The sequence below is a fragment of the Candidatus Saccharimonadia bacterium genome (genome assembly GCA_035544015.1).
GTDB lineage: Bacteria > Patescibacteriota > Saccharimonadia > UBA4664 > UBA4664 > UBA5169.
In genome coordinates this window covers 17,608-33,550 of the sequence record DATKIP010000012.1, presented here as the reverse complement: position 1 = coordinate 33,550, position 15,943 = coordinate 17,608, and the positions used below count along the sequence as shown (strand labels likewise).

The following is a 15,943-nucleotide window of genomic DNA, read 5'->3' as shown; positions in this document are numbered from 1 at the left end:
GGAGCCCGCTACATATGAATCGCCAGGTTTCGCAACTCATAAAACCTCTTCGCGGGTTGTCGCGTGTTCGGATGTCGGTGTTTGCTGGACTTACGGCCGTGGTGGGGATTGTGGTGGTCGTAGCGATATTCGCGGCCGGCACGTTTAGTGCCTTCGAGCCCGAGAACGGGACCTTGAGTGGCGGGGCGACGGTGGTGACGGCGTCGGGAGCGTCGGGCGGGCACGCAGTGCAGTTTGGAGTGGGTGCTACGCCGACTCCCACTCCCACCCCAACGCCCGCTCCCACTCCCACGGCCACACCGGTGGGGGGTGGTCCCACGGGTTGGCCGAACGCTTCCAATGTGGGGCTGCTCGTGAGCACCACGAGGACTATGGGCGGCGTCGGTATTGATGATCCGTCGTGGTTTTCGAGCAACGGTTTCTCCGGCGCCGGTACCCAGGCCAATCCCTACCTAGTCGACCGCGTTACCTTTACGAGCAAAGTTACGTTGGGATGTGGCTGCGGCGGCTCGGCGCTTGGGGGCAAGTATGTGAAGTTTACGAACAGCCGTTTTTACGGTGATGGCAGTAATCCCACGCCCGACGACAGCCGCGTATTGTTTATCCAAGACGATGGGCCATTCGTGACCGTCCAAGACTCAACGCTGGGGCCGAACACGCCGATTTTGGCCTCAGGCGGCACGGCTTATGGCTCAGACAAGGCTATTTTGAGCTACGTGCCGTTTACCGCTGTGCGCAACAATATCTACGGCGCCAACGTGCTGATTGGGTTTGAGATTGAATCCAATGAGGGTACGACTTTGATCCAAGATAATTTCCTGCACGATATCTGGTCTTGCTGCAGTGATCATACCGATATTTTGAACGGAAACTTCCGGGCTAGCCACATCAATATTCAGCACAATTACCTTGATGGTATCCGGGTGGGGAATAGCTATGTAGTAAACGGCATCGGTATTTACAATGACAATGGCGGCTGCGAGGGTTGTGCCACGATTACTGACTGGACGATCAATAATAACTACTTCGATCGCTCGCAGACGATGATTTTGGCCACGAACAGTACGACTAAGTTCACAAACCCGTTTGTGGTGACGAATAACACGTTTATTGCCAACCATGCCACCTCGGTGTTTGTGGGCCGTACGCCGAGCGTGCAGAGTGGGAATGTGAACCAAAATGGCAGTGCTTTAAGCCTGTAATTAATTGTTAGGAGACGCTGAGTCCGTATGAGATTTATCAAGAACCGCCAGAATTTTTCCCGCCGCCGGTTGACGATTTATATGGGTGCTTTGACTATCACGGGGATCGTGGTGGTGGTAGCGATCTTTGCGGCGGGGACGTTTAGCGCCTTTGAGCCCGAGAACGGCACGCTCAGCGGCAGCGCTGCGGTGGTGACGGCGTCGGGGGCCTCGGGTGGTCAGGCGGTGCAATTTGGGTCGGGGGCGACTGGTGGCGGTGGCGCGCCGGGGGTGGCGGTGGCGAGCTTCTCGCCGAATTATTGGGCGCAGTGGAGCCATGGGCCGAGCACGGACCCGAATTGGTTTCCGATCGGCGTGTTTGATAATGATCCGTATTGGAACGACGATGATGTGAAGGCGGCCAACATTAATACATACGTGGGGCTGTACGATTTTGGCGGTCAGTATTCGCACTATGTGACGCAGGGTTTGGTGCCGCACAATAGCTATGCGTTTGCGGGTGAGGGCTCGGATGCGGTTAACATTATGAACGACGCGACGGGTGGCGCGCATATTCAGGGCTACCAGCCGGCGGATGAAGCGGAGATGAAAGGTTATGATCCGGCTGATATTCAGGGTTGGGTGAACGACATTCGGGTGCATGATACCAGCCGGCCGGTGTTTGTGGGCTACGGCAAGGGATTGTCGCTGCCGCAGCCGCAGGCCAACATATGGCTCAATGGGCACCAGCCGTCGGAATATTGTGCGGTGCCGGATGTGGTGGCGGCGGACTTTTATGGTCCGCAGGACCCGCAAAACTTTGGTTATGCGAACGCGTACAATGGGCCGACTGGCCAGTTTGTGTACGGCAAGACCATTGACCTGATGCGGGCGGCGTGCGGGCCGGCTAAGCCGGTGTGGCACTATGTGGAGGCCGAGAAGGTGAACGCTCCGAGCGATCAGGGTGGGAATTTGCCAGCGCCGACGCCGTTGCAGATCCAGCAGAATGCGTGGCTGGGGATCATTCACGGGGCGAATGGGCTGATCTACTTCTGCCACGACTTTGGCAACCAGAGCGCAGGAGATTGGGATACGAAGTGCCTGCACGATCCACCGCGCACCGCGGCGATCACGCAGATGAACACCTGGCTGAAATCGTATGCGGCGGTGCTCAACAGTCCCACGCGCGGCAATGCGGTGACGGTGAGTGGTAATACCACCAAGGTCACGACGCTGGTGAAGTATTTGAACGGGTTTGCGTACATCTTTGCGATCGCCGACGGCGACGAGACGCACGTGAATAGTGGCTCGACCAGTGCGACCTTCACGGTGGACAAGCTCACCAATGCGACGGTGCAGCTGCCGAACGAGAGTCGCACGCTCACCGCTACGGGCGGGAAGTTTACGGACACCTTTACGCCTTTCCAGTGGCATGTCTATAAAATCGCAATGTAGAGCCGCTCCTTGGCGTAGGTGAGAGAAAATTTTTATGGCTTGGTGAAGGACGTTTTTCGGCCCTGATAATGGTTGTGTTTAAGGCTTGATACGGAGTAAAATAGGCGTAACCAGTAAGTGGTGAGATGGATCCAGAAGAAAGACCAAATATGTCAGCGCCGGTTTCGCCCGTTGTTGGCCAAAGTGAATTGAAACCACCGCGTCGCAATTATCCCTGGCGTGGATTGGTAGTTGTGGTGGTGATTTTGGTGCTGCTGAGCGCGGTCGGGTACGCGATGGTGAACATCATCGGCAACCAGCCGGGAGGCGTGCAGGCGACGCCCACACCTTCGCCGCAACCGGGGGTGACGGCGGCTGAGAAGGCGGCGTTGGGTGACAAAAACACGCTGGGTCCCACGCAGATTGATGCGAGCGGTCTGACAGCGCTGCAGGCCGACATTGGGACCTTGCTGGCCAAGGCGATTCAGGTGACGGGTGACGTGCAAGTGCAGGTGAACCTGGCGGTGGGCGGCAACGGTACTTTTGGGGGCAACGTGCAGGCGGCGAATTTTGTGGGCAATGGCTCGCAGCTGACGAATGTGAATGCGGCATTGCTCAATGGCCAGCCGGGATCGTACTACGCGGGGCTAGCGGCCGCGGCGGGCAATCCGAATGCGGCGCTGCGCAACGCCGCCAATACGTTTACCGCGGCGAATACGTTTACGGGGACGGTGGATGCTGCGGGTGGACTGTCGGCGGCGAATGTGACGGTGACGGGTAGTTCGAATTTGGGCGCCACCACGATCGCGAGCCTGACGCTGGGCACCGCCTTGCCAGTGCCTCAAGGCGGTACGGGCCTGACGAACGTGCCGGCCGGCGGGGTGTTGTACGGTCAGGGCGCGGGCGCGCTGGGCGTGGCGACTTCGGGCGGGGCGGGATTGTGCTTGATTTCGACCGTGGGCGGCGCCACGTGGGGGGCTTGCGCGGGCGGCGGTGCGGCGGTGGCCTCGCTCGACGGCCTCACGGGTGCACTGACGCTGGCGAATTCGAGCGGCGTGGGGACGACGGTGACGATCGACGACGCCACCACCGGTGCCAAGGGCATCGCGAGCTTTAATGCGGCCAACTTCAGCGTGGCGAGCGGCGTGGTGAACACGATTCAGAATATTTCGGTATCAAGCAGTCCGACGTTTGCGGCGTTGTCGTTGACGAGTGCGCTGAATGTGTCCAACGGCGGCACGGGATTGAACACTTTGACGCTTGGTGGCGTGCTGGTGGGCAATGGTGCCGGCGCGGTGAACCCGGTGGTGGCTGGGGGTGCTGGGCTGTGCTTGATCTCGAACGTGGGTGCACCGAGCTTCCAAGCTTGCCCGGGCGGCGGCGCGGTGACGAGCGTGAACGGCCAATCGGGAGCGGTGACGGTGGCCAACGCGAGCGGCGCCGGCGGAACGGTGACGATCAACGATGCGACGACGGCGGCGAAGGGCATCGCGAGCTTCAGCGCCACGAACTTTTCGGCTGCTGCAGGGGCGGTAAACACTATTCAGAATATCAATACGGGAGCGAGTCCGACGTTTGCGGGGATAAATACGAATGCGATCACGCCATCGTCGGCGCTGACGGTAGGCTCGACCACCCAATCGCTGACGCTGCAGGGCTCGAACACGACGATTACGGAAACGAATGGCGCCAATGTGGCGCAGCTGACGTTTGCGGCGCCCACGGCCAACGTGACCTACCAGCTGCAGACGGCGGCGGCCGGTACCTACGACGTGTGTACCACGGCCGGCAACTGCGTGGGCGTGGGTGGCAGCGTGTCGACGTCGGGCGGCTCGGCCAATGTGATTCCCAAGTACACCTCGACTACGGCGATTGGACCGTCATTGCTCACCGACAACGGCACGTTGGTGACGGTGGGTGGCAATTTGTCGGTGACGGGCACCGTGACGCTGAGTGCGGCCTTGCCGGTGGGCCAGGGCGGCACGGGAGCGCTGAGTCTGACGGCCAACGGTGTGCTGCTTGGTAACGGCACGAGCCCGATCTCGGCGATTACGGGTTCGGCCGGGGATTGTTTGGTGGCTACGGCCGGGGCGCCAGTGTTCCAGGCTTGCCCGGGTGGCGGGAGCGCGGTGACGAGCGTGAATAGCCAAACCGGCGCGGTCACGATCGCCAACGCGAGCGGGGCGGGCGGTACGGTGACGATTGATAACGCCACTACCGCAGCCAAGGGTATCGCCAGCTTCAACCCTACCAACTTCACGGTGACGAGCGGGGCGGTGAATACGATTCAGAATATTAATACTACGGCGGCGCCGACCTTTGGGCAGCTGACGCTGACATCGAGCCAGGCGGCGGCTGCGATGCTCGTGATTAATAATACGAACGTTGGTGCGAGTGGTAATTTGATCGACGCGCAGCTGGGCGGCAGCAGCAAATTCAGTGTGAACCCGGCGGGGAATTTGACGGCGGCGGGAACGATTACTTCGGGGGTGATTAACGGGCAGACGATTAGTTCGGCCGCTAACTTCACGGGCAGCGTGGGGGTGGGTACGACACTGGGGGTTTCGGGGCTGGCGACGCTATCGGGCGGCGCGACGGTGACGGGTACGCTCACGGCCAACACGATCACGCCGAGCGCGGCGTTTACGGCCGGCGCGACGGGGCAGCAATTTACGCTGCAGGGCAACGCGTCGAGCACGATTACGGCGACCAACGCGGGCAACACCACGGCGGTGCAGTTTCAGACACCCACGGCCAACGTGAACTATCGGTTCTTGACGGCGGCGGCCGGTACCTACGACGTGTGTACCACGGCTGGCAATTGCTCGGGCGTGGGCGGCGGCGTGACGAGCCCGGGCGGTACTACCAATAAGCTGGCGAAGTTTACGGCTGGTACGACGATTGCCGACTCAAGTATTTCGGACACGGGCAGCAGTGTGACGCTCACTCCGGGATCGAACGGCACGGCAGTGTTTCAGGTGCAGAATGCGGCGGGGCGGAGTTTGCTCAACGTAGACACCTCGGGTAGTCTCGTGACGCTGGGCAACATTACCTCGACGCTGGGCCAGGGGGTGGCGGGGAGCTTGGTGTTTGCCGACGGCACCAACGACAACTTTGGTCTAACGATCAACACGGCTACGCTCACGGGCAGTCACACGATCACGCTGCCGAATGCGAGCGGGACGTTCGCGGTGTCGGCTGCGGGCCCGCTCAATCTGAGCGCGGCGGGTAATTTGACCTGCCCGACGTGTTTGACGAGCGGCGGCGGGGGCGGTGGTGTGGCGGCGGTGGACAGCGTGGACGGCCTGACGGGTGCGCTGACGCTGGCGAATTCGAGCGGCGTGGGCACCACGATTACGATCGATAATGCTACCACCGCGGCTAAAGGCATCGCGAGCTTTAACGCTACCAACTTCACGGTGACGAGCGGGGCGGTGAACGCGGTGCAGAACATCAACTCAACGGCAGCGCCGACATTTGGGCAGCTGACGCTGACGTCGAGCCAGGCCTCGAACGCGATGCTCGTGATTAACAATACGAATGTGGGGGCGTCGGGAAACTTGATCGACGCGCAGCTCAATGGGAGCAGTAAATTCAGTGTGAATCCGGCGGGCAATTTGACCACGGCCGGCACTATTACCTCGGGGCTCATCAATGGGCAGACGATTTCGTCGAGCGCCAACTTCACGGGAACGCTGGCGGCGACGGGGCTGGCGAGCCTCAACGGCGGCGCGAACGTGACGGGCACGCTGGGCGCCAACACGATTACGCCGTCGGCGGCGCTGACGATTGGCGCGACGGGCCAGCAATTTACGATGCAGGGCAATGCCAGCTCGGCGATTACCGCGACCAATGGCGGCAACACGACGACGGTGAACTTCCAGACGCCTACGGCGGCGGTGAGCTACCGGTTTGCGACCGCGGCGGCGGGTAGCTACGACGTGTGTACGACCGCGGGCAACTGTACTGGTGTGGGGTCGGTAACGAGTGTGAACGGCCAGACCGGCGTGGTAACGATCGCCAACGCTTCGGGTGCGGGTGGTACGGTGACGATTGACAACGCCACGACCGCCGCCAAGGGTATCGCTAGTTTCAACGCCACGAACTTAACCGTGACGAGCGGGGCGGTAAATACGATCCAGGATATTGCTACGACCGCGACGCCCACTTTTAACTCGCTGACGTTGCAAAATACGGCGGGGCTGACGCTGGGGGTGTCGTCGAGCGTGCAGGGGAGCCTGAAGTTTTTCGATGGTTCGTCGAGCTCGCAGCTGACGGTGAACGCGACGTCGGTGGGCGCCAACCGGACGGTGTCGCTCAATGCTGGTTCGCTGAGCGCCAACCGGGCATACACGCTACCGGATGCTACCGGCACGCTGTGTTTGCAGAGTTCGGCTAGCTGTGGGTTTGCGCCGGCCTCGGGTTCGGCCAATTACATTCAAAACCAAGCCGGCAGCGACCAATCGGCCGATTTCCGGATAACGGGCACTGGCCGCGCCAATACTTCGATCGTGACACCGCTGCTGGATACGGCCAGCGCCGTGGCGCTTAATGTGGGTGCGACGTCTACGGTGATTAACCTCAACCAGAACGTGAGTGCCAGCGGCACCTTGGCCGTCACGGGCAACACGACGCTCACGGGCGATATTGCGGTCAACGGCGGCGATATCACCTCGAGCGGCGCGCTCAACGTGACGCCGGGCGGAACACTGACGGTGGGAGCGACGGCGCAAACGTTGACGCTTCAGGGTAGTGCTTCAACCAAATTGACGGCGACTAATGCCGGCAGCACCACGTCGTTGATTTTCCAGACGCCGACGGCCAATGTGAACTACCGTCTTTTGACGGCTGCTGCCGGGACCTACGATATTTGTACCTCGGCTAATAACTGTGCCGGGGCTAGCACTACCCTGCAAAATGCCTACGACAACTCATCGAGCCCGGCTGACATTACCTTGGCAAACGGTAAAAACCTCACCGTTACGGCGGCCGATACGGCTACTGATCCTAGCATGTTGATCAATTTGCAGTGTGTGACCTCGTGCTCGACGAACGGTCGATTTGCGATTCAGAGTACGGGTACGGACGTGTTTAAGATTAGTCCGAATGGAGGGGCGGCCTTGTTCCAGAACAAATCTGACTCGACGGCGGCTTTCGAGATTCAGAATGCGGCGGGTACTACGACGCTCCTATCGGCCAACACTACGAACGGCCGGCTGGCTATCGGTACCTCCACCTCCGGCGCTGGAGCGCTGCTGACGGTGGGGGGCGCGATTGATCTGAGCGGTAGCCAGACGACCACCTTTACGACGCCGGGGAGCGCTAACGTGGCGACCAAAATTAACATTCCGGTGTACTCGGTGGGTGGCGGTAGCCAGGTGATCGCGCTGGGGCTGGCTTCGGGCTCGGCCGGCTCAGCGCGCGGTATTTTGGTGGCCGACGCGAGGACTTCTACTCACCAGTCGTCGATTTCGGTGTTGTCGGTGGATGAATCGGATGTCTTTGGTATCGGCTGGGATGGGGGGAGTGGTACGGGCTTCCTGAAGACCGAAGCCGGCAGCATCGGCATTCGCGAGGGCAATAAAGATATCGCCCAGTTCCTCAACAATTACAATGTGGGAATTGGTGCTACGGGCGGTAGTATTTCGGCACGGCTGACGGTGGCTGACGGCAATCCGCCGCCATTGACCAGCGGCAATGGGGCGGCGGCGAATGAAATTATGAAAGTGAACGGCGGCAAGGGCGGCACCACGAGCGGCACCACAGGCCAGACCGGCGGCGTCGGGGGCATCATTGAGCTCTTTGCTGGGGACGGCGGCGATGCGCCGGCGGGTTCGGCTAATGGCAATGGCGGTTCGGTGGCAATTCAGGGTGGCGCTCCGGGCAGTGGTTTGGGGACTGCGGCCAACTTCGGTAATGTGTATCTGGCTCCGAGCGGCGGTAAGGTGGGTATTGCCATGAGCACGGCCAGTACGCCGGCGGCCGATCTGTCGTTTGGCCGCGGCGCTACGCGCAGCATCGCGGTGGAGGCGGCGCTGTCGGGCAATAATGGTGACGGCTTAACGATTCAGGCGGGTTCGGGAACGGGCACCAACAAAAACGGCGGCGACCTTTTGCTGCAGGGTGGCAACCGGACCGGCACGGGGACGCCTGGCAATGTGATTGTAAAGCCGCAGACCAATAGCATTACGGCCTTCCAGGTCCAAAGTGCTTCGGCCACCCCCGTCCTCGACGTTGATACCACCAACGGGCGCGTGGGTATTGGCAACGCCGCGCCGACGCATGCCCTGGATGTGACCGGAGCCGGTTTCTTTAAGTTTACCGGTGACGCGCTGGAAGTGCAGGATGGCGGGGGCCTGTCGGAATTCCTGGTGGATACTTCTAACGATCGGGTCTACATCGGTAATCGTACCCCTGACACGGTGGGTGCCCTCCTGATAACGGATAGTAAAACCAGCGCCGGTGATCCTGCGGGCGTCAACGGGGGTATGTATTACAACTCAAATAGTGGTAAGTTCCGCTGCTATGAAGCCAATGCCTGGAAGGATTGTCTCAATGGCTTTAATACGGTCACGAAGCTTACCGACCAGGCGGCTACGCAAAGCTCTACGACGATGCAAGATGATAGTGTCTTAACCTTCCCGGTGAGCACTAGCAGCCCGTATACCTTTACGGCTTGGATACCGGTGGATGACTCTAATGCTAGCGCCGATCTTAAATACACCTTTACGACGCCGGCCGGCGCGACGCTGAATATTATGTCTACGCGCTATGCCTCGGCTACTACCAACACTATTTGCAACATCACGGCTTCGGCTACGGCTTGCAGTGAAACTGGGGTAAACATTACGAATATGTTTGTCAAAGTCGAAGGCTACGTGGCGACGGCGGGTACAGCCGGCAATGTGACGTTCCAGTTTGCTCAGGATACCTCTACCGCGGCGTCGTTCCCGGTGGTAAAAGCGGGAGCGACGCTGAGCTGGCACGCCAACTAGAGGCTAGGTTTGTCTTAGGATTTTTTGAGGCCCATTATGATGAGCTTCATATCATTTTCGCTTAGGCTGGACGAGCTGGGCGATACGATTACCCAGCTTTCTCCGGCCACGAGGCTGCCGAAGACCGTTTGCCGGGCTTTTCCGATGGCGGCTTGTCCGTTGGAAGTGATAAATTGCGTGGCGTCCGATAGCCCTTGCTTGTAAAACGTATCGTAATCGAAGGTGGGGGGTCGGCGCTGCACGGTGAACGAAATGTGATCGGCGTGGGGGCCGTTGGCAGAGAAAACTACAATGCCATGTTGGGAGTCAAACGAGGTTTTGTCGATCGAGAATCCTTGGGGTAAGGCGGTGGGGTAAAATAGCTGAAAGCTCACACTCTCGCTGATGTTGGTTGGAATCATTGACGGGGGGTGGAGAGCACGCCAGGCCCCCACAGCGGCGAGACCGGTGCCGCCGCCGATGAGGATGGTGATGATCAAAAACCTCCACCAAGGCCCTGGCCGGGTGTCGCGGGGTAGTCTCATATGCTCAATCTAGAGCATCGGGTGGGCGCCCGCAAGGGCTGTGAGTGGTTCGGATTGCCGGTGTGAAAACAAAATCCTTGCATTTCGCGGGCAGGCCACCTATCGTGGAGCTTAAGTATTATAAAAAGCGAATAATCTAGATTATGGGTGAGTTTTGAGTAAGACGACAAAAGTGCTGAGACAAGCCAGGCCGTTTAATGTGGCGCTGGCTGGTTTGGTGACGGTGGCGGTAGTGGCAGTTGGTTTTTATGTGGTGGCGACGCGGGCGGCGAGCGGGGCGGCAACGCTGTCGGTGGTGCCGTCGGGGGCGATCGTGAATAACGGCACGGTTTTTACGGTGAACGTGCGAGAAAATAGTGGAGCGGCCACGGTTAACGCCGTGCAGGCTAATCTGACCTATCCGACGGCCGGGCTTGAGCTGGTGAGCATCGATGCCTCGGGCTCGGCGTTTCCGCTCGAGGCTCAATCGACCGGCGGGAGCGGCAGCATCACGCTGGCGCGAGCGACCAACGGTGGTCAGCCGCCGGTGTCGGGTGATCAGCTGGTGGCGACCTTGACCTTCAAGAGCCTCATGACGACCGGCTCGGCGGCGCTGACGTTTGTGGCGGGCTCGGCGGTGGTGTCGAGTGTTGACAGTACCGCGTTGACGCTGACGACGGTGAACGGTACGTACGTGCCCGACACGACGGCACCGACGATTCCGGCGGGTTTGCAGGTGACGGGTAAAACTGGTACGAGTATTGCTACGAGCTGGAACGCGGCTACCGACAACCTGGCAGTGGTGGCCTACAACCTCTATCGCGACAATGTGAAGATTGCCTCTCCCGCTACGACGAGCTTCAACGATACCGGCCTCGTGATGGGAACCACGCACACCTACGCGGTGACGGCGGTGGACGCGGCGGGCAATGAATCGGCGAAGTCGAGCACGGTGAGCGCCACCACGCCCGACACGACGGCGCCCTCGGTGCCCACGGGCCTCTCGGCCTCGCCGCTGGCGTATGATCAGGTGCGGCTGACGTGGACGGCCTCCACCGATGCCGGTGGTTCGGGGCTGGCGGGGTACAAGATCTATCGCAACGGTGGCGCTACCTCGGTGGGCGCGGCGGTCACGACGACCTTTACGGATACGGGACTCAATGGCAGCACACAGTATAGCTACACAATTACGGCCTACGACGGTGCGGGTAACGAGAGCGCCAAGACTACGGCCGTGAACGCGACGACGCCGGCGCAGCCAGACACTACGCCCCCGACCACGCCGACCAACTTCCGCACCACGGCCACCACGCTGAGCTCGATTAACCTGGCCTGGACGGCCTCGACGGATGCGGTAGGCGTGACGGGTTATCAGATTAGCCGCGATGGGGTGGTGGTAGCTTCGCCTACCGGCACGACCTTCTCGGACACCGGTCTGACCTACGGTACGACCTACGCGTACACGGTGAAGGCCAAAGACGCGGCTGGCAACCTGTCGGCGGCGGCTACCTTGAGCGCCTCGACCTTGCCACTGAAGGTAGGTGATATCAATCTCGACAATCAGGTGAACGTATTCGACCTCAGTATTTTGCTGAGCCACTGGAATATGACGGGGGTGTCGGGTGACTTAAACCACGACAACCAGATCAACATTTTCGACCTCTCGCTGTTGTTATCAAATTGGGGAAAGTAGACTTGTGGTCTTCGGAGAGATAAAAAGGCCTTGTAAACATAACTACTTTGTAGTTTGATTGGAGTACGTGATGATGTTATCAAACCTCTCTAGCTTGCGTCGCCGGATCACAACTGTGATTGCGGGTCTTGTGTTGGCCGTGACGGGGGCGGTCTGGAGCCCGGTGGGCAATACGGTGGAAGCGGCCTGTACGGCGTTGCCGACCGATAAGGGTACGGTAACGATGACCGTGGCGGTGCCCTCGACTGGCACGTATCGGGTGTGGTCGCGGATATTTGCGCAAAATACCACCGACAACTCGTTTTTGATGCAGGCCGATCAAACCTACTGCAACATTTCGGTCGGTGGCGGATCGGCGATCGCGCCGAGCACCTGGACATGGGTGGATTATCAAAACGGAAGCACGAGCACTAAGGTAACCATGGACCTGACGACTGGCAACCATACCTTTGTGCTGGCGGGGCAAGATCCGAGTGTGATGGTTGACCGCGTGATTTTGACCACCGACACGTCGTGTACTCCCACGGGAACGGGCGACAATTGCGCTACGCTGCCGGCGACGGCGACGCTCACGGGGGCTTCGGACGGCCAAACCCTGACGGGTGGAGTGCCGGTGGGGGCGACGGTGGCCAACGCCAGCGGAGTGACCAAGGTGGACTTCTACATCGACAATACGCTCTTTAACAGCGATACCATCTCACCGTATTGCATGACGGGCACCGGGGCGAGCTGTGGTAATGTTGATACAACCCAGATCTCGAATGGCGCACACGTTTTGAAAGTTACTGTGACCTATGCGGGCGGCACGCTGAATGCTACGGCCAACGTGACGATATCGAACACGAATCCAACCACCAAGCCGGGTGACGTGAACCACGACAACTCGGTGAATATCTTCGACCTGTCGATCTTGCTCGGTAAATGGAGTACGACTGACGCGAATGCCGACTTAAACCACAGTGGTAATGTAGATGTATTCGACCTGAGTATCTTGCTATCACACTGGGGATCATAAAAGATGAGGAGTACCCTGATGACCAACCGATCTTCTGAATCTTTACTGCAGGCGCCGAGCCGGGTGAGCAAGGCTTTCGCGACCCTGCTGATGGCCGTAGTGGTAGTGACGGGCTTTTATGTGGTGGCGCAGACGCGGGCCGATAGCCATCAGTTGTATCTGAGCCCGGCCAACGGAACGGTGCTTCAGGATAATACCGTGGACGTGGCGGTGCGGATGGATTCGGGCACTGACCCTGTGAATGCCGTACAGGCAAATTTGACGTATGATCCAGCAAAATTTCAGTTTATGAGCATTAGCTCGGCCGGTACGGCTTTCCCGCTGGAGGCCCAGAGCACGGGCGGTGGTGGCACGGTGACGATTGCGCGGGCCACGAACGGGGGCGGCTCGCCGGCAGTGGGAGACCAGCTGGTGGCGACGGTGACCTTTAAGGCCCTTGCGAGTTCAGGCACAGCCGACGTGGTGATTGCGAGTGGTTCGGCGGTGGTGCGAAGTACTGATAACGCCGATATTTTGCAGTCGAGCGGCGACGCCAGCTTTACCTTGGCCGCCGGACCGACGCCGACGCCCACACCAACCCCGACTCCTACGCCGACGGCGACGCCCACGCCCACCCCGGGTGCGACGCCTACACCCACCCCAACCCCGACGCCGACCCCTACACCCACGCCGGCTCCTGGCGCCGCCAACCTGTACCTGAGCCCCTCGAGCGGTACGGTGGGTGTGGGTGCTGATCTGGTCTTCGATATTCGGGAAGACTCGGGAGCGACCGACGTGAACGCGGTCCAGGCGAACTTCGATTACAATACTGCGTACTTTGAATTTGTATCGATCACGGCCGATAAGAGTGATTTTGGCTTGCAGGCGGCGGAATCTGGCGACAACGGCCAGATTCGGGTGGCTCGGGGCACGAATGCGGGTAGTCCGGCGGTGTCTGGCGCGCGCGTGGTGGCAACGGTGACGCTCAGGCCACTCATGCCGGGTACGTGGAGCGTGACGCCGGCGGGTGGTTCGGCGGTGGTGCGAGCATCTGACGCGGTTAATATTCTCACCGGCGCTACCGGCGGCAGCTTCACGGTTAGCGGCATGCCAGGTGGTGTGACGGCGACCCCGGCGCCGGCGACCCCGGCGCCCGTTCCGGTATCGGTGACGGGTAGCAAGAAGCCGATTCCGGTGGCCAAGACGATCACTGTGAAGACGCCGGCGTTGCCGCAGACTACCGCCGTTAGCTATGAGGTAGACGGCGAGAATGCCAATAGTACGATTGACACCACGAAGCTCGATGACGGGACTCACACTATTACGGCGACGGCGAAGGATGCCAACGGCAATACGTCGCAGGTGCAGCAAAAGGTGGCGGTGCAAAATCATGGCACGCAATTTACCGGCGTGTTGGCGGCAGCTGGCAAGGCGGCGCCGTGGGCGGGACTCGGCTTGCTCGTGATCGTGGGTGGAATCGTGGGATACTCGGTGTATCACCGTCGTCGGATGAGTTCGATGCTGGGACGGGGCACGTCGGCAGCGCCTACCACCGAGGCTTTGGGCGGCAACGTCTACTTGCCAGAAGATGATACCAAGAAGTAGCCATCTGGTTGCGCCGGCCCGAATGATGCGGATGGTGGTGTGGGCCCTTGGTGTTGGGGTGGGCCTCGTGGCGGCTAGTTGGGCGATGGGTCTCGGCCCGCGTGCGGCCGAGGCGGCGTGTTCGCCGCTGCCGTCGGGCAAGGGCACTGTGAGCATGTCGATCGTGACGGCGACGGCGGCGAGCTACCGGGTGTGGGTACGGGTGCTGGCGCCGACGACGGCGGCCAAAAGTTTTTATGTACAGATTGCGGATGGGAGTTTGTGCCAGGCTACTATGGGTGGCGCGGCGCTTCCGGCCAACACCTGGACCTGGGTGGATTACCAGGGCGGTGCAGTGGCCAACAAGGTGAACGTGACGCTGTCGGTGGCTAGTCACGCCGTGGTTTTGGCCGGCGTAGATGACGGTCTGCAGGTGGATAAAGTGCTCTTGCTGTCGGATGCGGCTTGCGTGCCGGCGGGCGATGGCACCAACTGCATGCAAGAGAGTTCACCTACGCCCGTCTCGGGTGGTAGCAGTGGGACGCCGTCGCCATCGGCATCACCGGTGAGCAATAAGATTTCGATCGCGATTCCGGCTGGCATTATGCATGCAACCTGCCGTATTGATGGCAAGCTTGTGGATTGTGCGGCGGTAGACACCACGAAGCTCAGTGACGGTACTCATACGGTAGAAATTGTGGGGACGGATGCGAATGGTAAGCCGGTGACCAAAACGACCACCATTCAGGTCAAAAATCATCGCGCGGGGTGGTTCGGGTGGCCGCTGGCTGTGGCGCTGGCGACGGCGGGGCTAGCGGGTGTAGGCGGCGGGTTGTTGTATCTGAACCGCCGGGTGGGTTGGCCGAGTCGGTTATGGCAGGCAGCGGAGCCGGTAGAGCGCGACAGCGGCGGCTGAGGCGACATTTAGCGACTCTTTTTGGCCGAGCATGGGTATTTCGAGTATGGTGGAGGCTTGAGCAAGCAGTTCGCGGCTGAGGCCTTCGACCTCGTTGCCCACTACTAGGGCGAGGCGGCGGCTGGAGGGCACGAAGCTAAAGAGGTTCAGCGACGTCTCAGCTTGTTCGAGCATGATGATGGTGAAGCCGTTATGCTTGGCTTCGGAAATGGCAGTGAGCGTATCGGGACGGTGCCGGACCGGTATGGTGAGCTCGGCGCCCAGAGCGGTCTTGGCAATGGCCCGGGTGTTGCTTGCTATGACATGAGGTGGCCGCGAGTCGCCGGTGGCTTGGCGGGGGTAAGGGGTGTATCCGCAGGCGTAGACGCATTCTACGGCGGTGGCGTCGGCGGTGCGCAGGATTGCCCCGACATTGCCGGCCCCGCGGAGATCGCTCAAGATGAGCTGTAGGGTAAAATCGTTCATTGTTCCTAAGTGTACCAGCTTCCTAACTATTGACAGCATAAGCCCTTTGTGCTAGAGTACGTATCGCTAGTAGTTATTTAAGCTATTCTACCAAGACAGTTATGCCAGTATGCAGGCTTTTTGGCGGATAGGCTAAAGTAGTTACCGAGCGAATTTGAGAGAATTCGAAAACTAATGA

9 protein-coding genes are annotated in these 15,943 nt (G+C 60.1%); 7 read left to right on the top strand and 2 right to left on the bottom strand.

Annotated elements, in window-relative coordinates:
- Positions 1-14: 14 nt before the first annotated feature.
- The 3 genes from VMT30_00745 to VMT30_00735 all read left to right on the top strand — a co-directional run bounded on the left by VMT30_00745 (position 15) and on the right by VMT30_00735 (position 9,610).
- The gene (locus VMT30_00745) at positions 15-1,202 is read left to right on the top strand and encodes a hypothetical protein (GenBank protein HVQ43482.1); all 1,188 of its coding nucleotides are present in this window, start codon (positions 15-17) and stop codon (positions 1,200-1,202) included.
- Between the two features lie 27 nt (positions 1,203-1,229).
- Positions 1,230-2,636, top strand: coding sequence for a hypothetical protein (locus tag VMT30_00740; protein ID HVQ43481.1), 1,407 nt, complete (start codon positions 1,230-1,232; stop codon positions 2,634-2,636).
- Positions 2,637-2,824: 188 nt separating this feature from the next.
- Complete coding sequence (locus VMT30_00735) at positions 2,825-9,610, top strand: hypothetical protein (GenBank protein ID HVQ43480.1); 6,786 nt, start codon at positions 2,825-2,827, stop codon at positions 9,608-9,610.
- 14 nt (positions 9,611-9,624) lie between these two features.
- Here the strand turns inward: VMT30_00735 and VMT30_00730 are convergent, their stop codons facing one another.
- Positions 9,625-10,134: a hypothetical protein gene (locus VMT30_00730; protein ID HVQ43479.1), complete on the bottom strand. Its 510-nt coding sequence runs from the start codon at positions 10,132-10,134 to the stop codon at positions 9,625-9,627.
- Positions 10,135-10,288: 154 nt separating this feature from the next.
- Here VMT30_00730 and VMT30_00725 point away from each other — a divergent pair, with 154 nt between their 5' ends.
- The 4 genes from VMT30_00725 to VMT30_00710 all read left to right on the top strand — a co-directional run bounded on the left by VMT30_00725 (position 10,289) and on the right by VMT30_00710 (position 15,300).
- Positions 10,289-11,806 (top strand): fibronectin type III domain-containing protein, encoded by a 1,518-nt coding sequence (locus VMT30_00725; protein ID HVQ43478.1) that lies wholly within the window; start codon positions 10,289-10,291, stop codon positions 11,804-11,806.
- A 70-nt stretch (positions 11,807-11,876) separates the two neighbouring features.
- On the top strand, positions 11,877-12,821 hold the full coding sequence (locus VMT30_00720) for an Ig-like domain-containing protein (protein ID HVQ43477.1): 945 nt from the start codon (positions 11,877-11,879) through the stop codon (positions 12,819-12,821).
- Between the two features lie 18 nt (positions 12,822-12,839).
- On the top strand, positions 12,840-14,405 hold the full coding sequence (locus VMT30_00715; GenBank protein HVQ43476.1) for a cohesin domain-containing protein: 1,566 nt from the start codon (positions 12,840-12,842) through the stop codon (positions 14,403-14,405).
- Positions 14,389-15,300: a hypothetical protein gene (locus tag VMT30_00710; GenBank protein ID HVQ43475.1), complete on the top strand. Its 912-nt coding sequence runs from the start codon at positions 14,389-14,391 to the stop codon at positions 15,298-15,300. The genes VMT30_00715 and VMT30_00710 overlap by 17 nt, the downstream gene beginning before the upstream one ends.
- Here VMT30_00710 and VMT30_00705 read toward each other — a convergent pair.
- Complete coding sequence (locus VMT30_00705) at positions 15,256-15,765, bottom strand: TrmH family RNA methyltransferase (protein HVQ43474.1); 510 nt, start codon at positions 15,763-15,765, stop codon at positions 15,256-15,258. The genes VMT30_00710 and VMT30_00705 overlap by 45 nt on opposite strands.
- Between the last annotated feature and the right edge of the window lie 178 nt (positions 15,766-15,943).

Bases quoted from the DNA above. Each gene is read 5' to 3' on its own strand.
- VMT30_00745 (HVQ43482.1), top strand. From the start codon at position 15: ATGAATCGCCAGGTTTCGCAACTCATAAAACCTCTTCGCGGGTTGTCG.
- VMT30_00740 (HVQ43481.1), top strand. From the start codon at position 1,230: ATGAGATTTATCAAGAACCGCCAGAATTTTTCCCGCCGCCGGTTGACG.
- VMT30_00730 (HVQ43479.1), bottom strand. From the start codon at position 10,134: ATGAGACTACCCCGCGACACCCGGCCAGGGCCTTGGTGGAGGTTTTTG.
- VMT30_00720 (HVQ43477.1), top strand. From the start codon at position 11,877: ATGATGTTATCAAACCTCTCTAGCTTGCGTCGCCGGATCACAACTGTG.
- VMT30_00715 (HVQ43476.1), top strand. From the start codon at position 12,840: ATGACCAACCGATCTTCTGAATCTTTACTGCAGGCGCCGAGCCGGGTG.
- VMT30_00710 (HVQ43475.1), top strand. From the start codon at position 14,389: ATGATACCAAGAAGTAGCCATCTGGTTGCGCCGGCCCGAATGATGCGG.
- VMT30_00705 (HVQ43474.1), bottom strand. From the start codon at position 15,765: ATGAACGATTTTACCCTACAGCTCATCTTGAGCGATCTCCGCGGGGCC.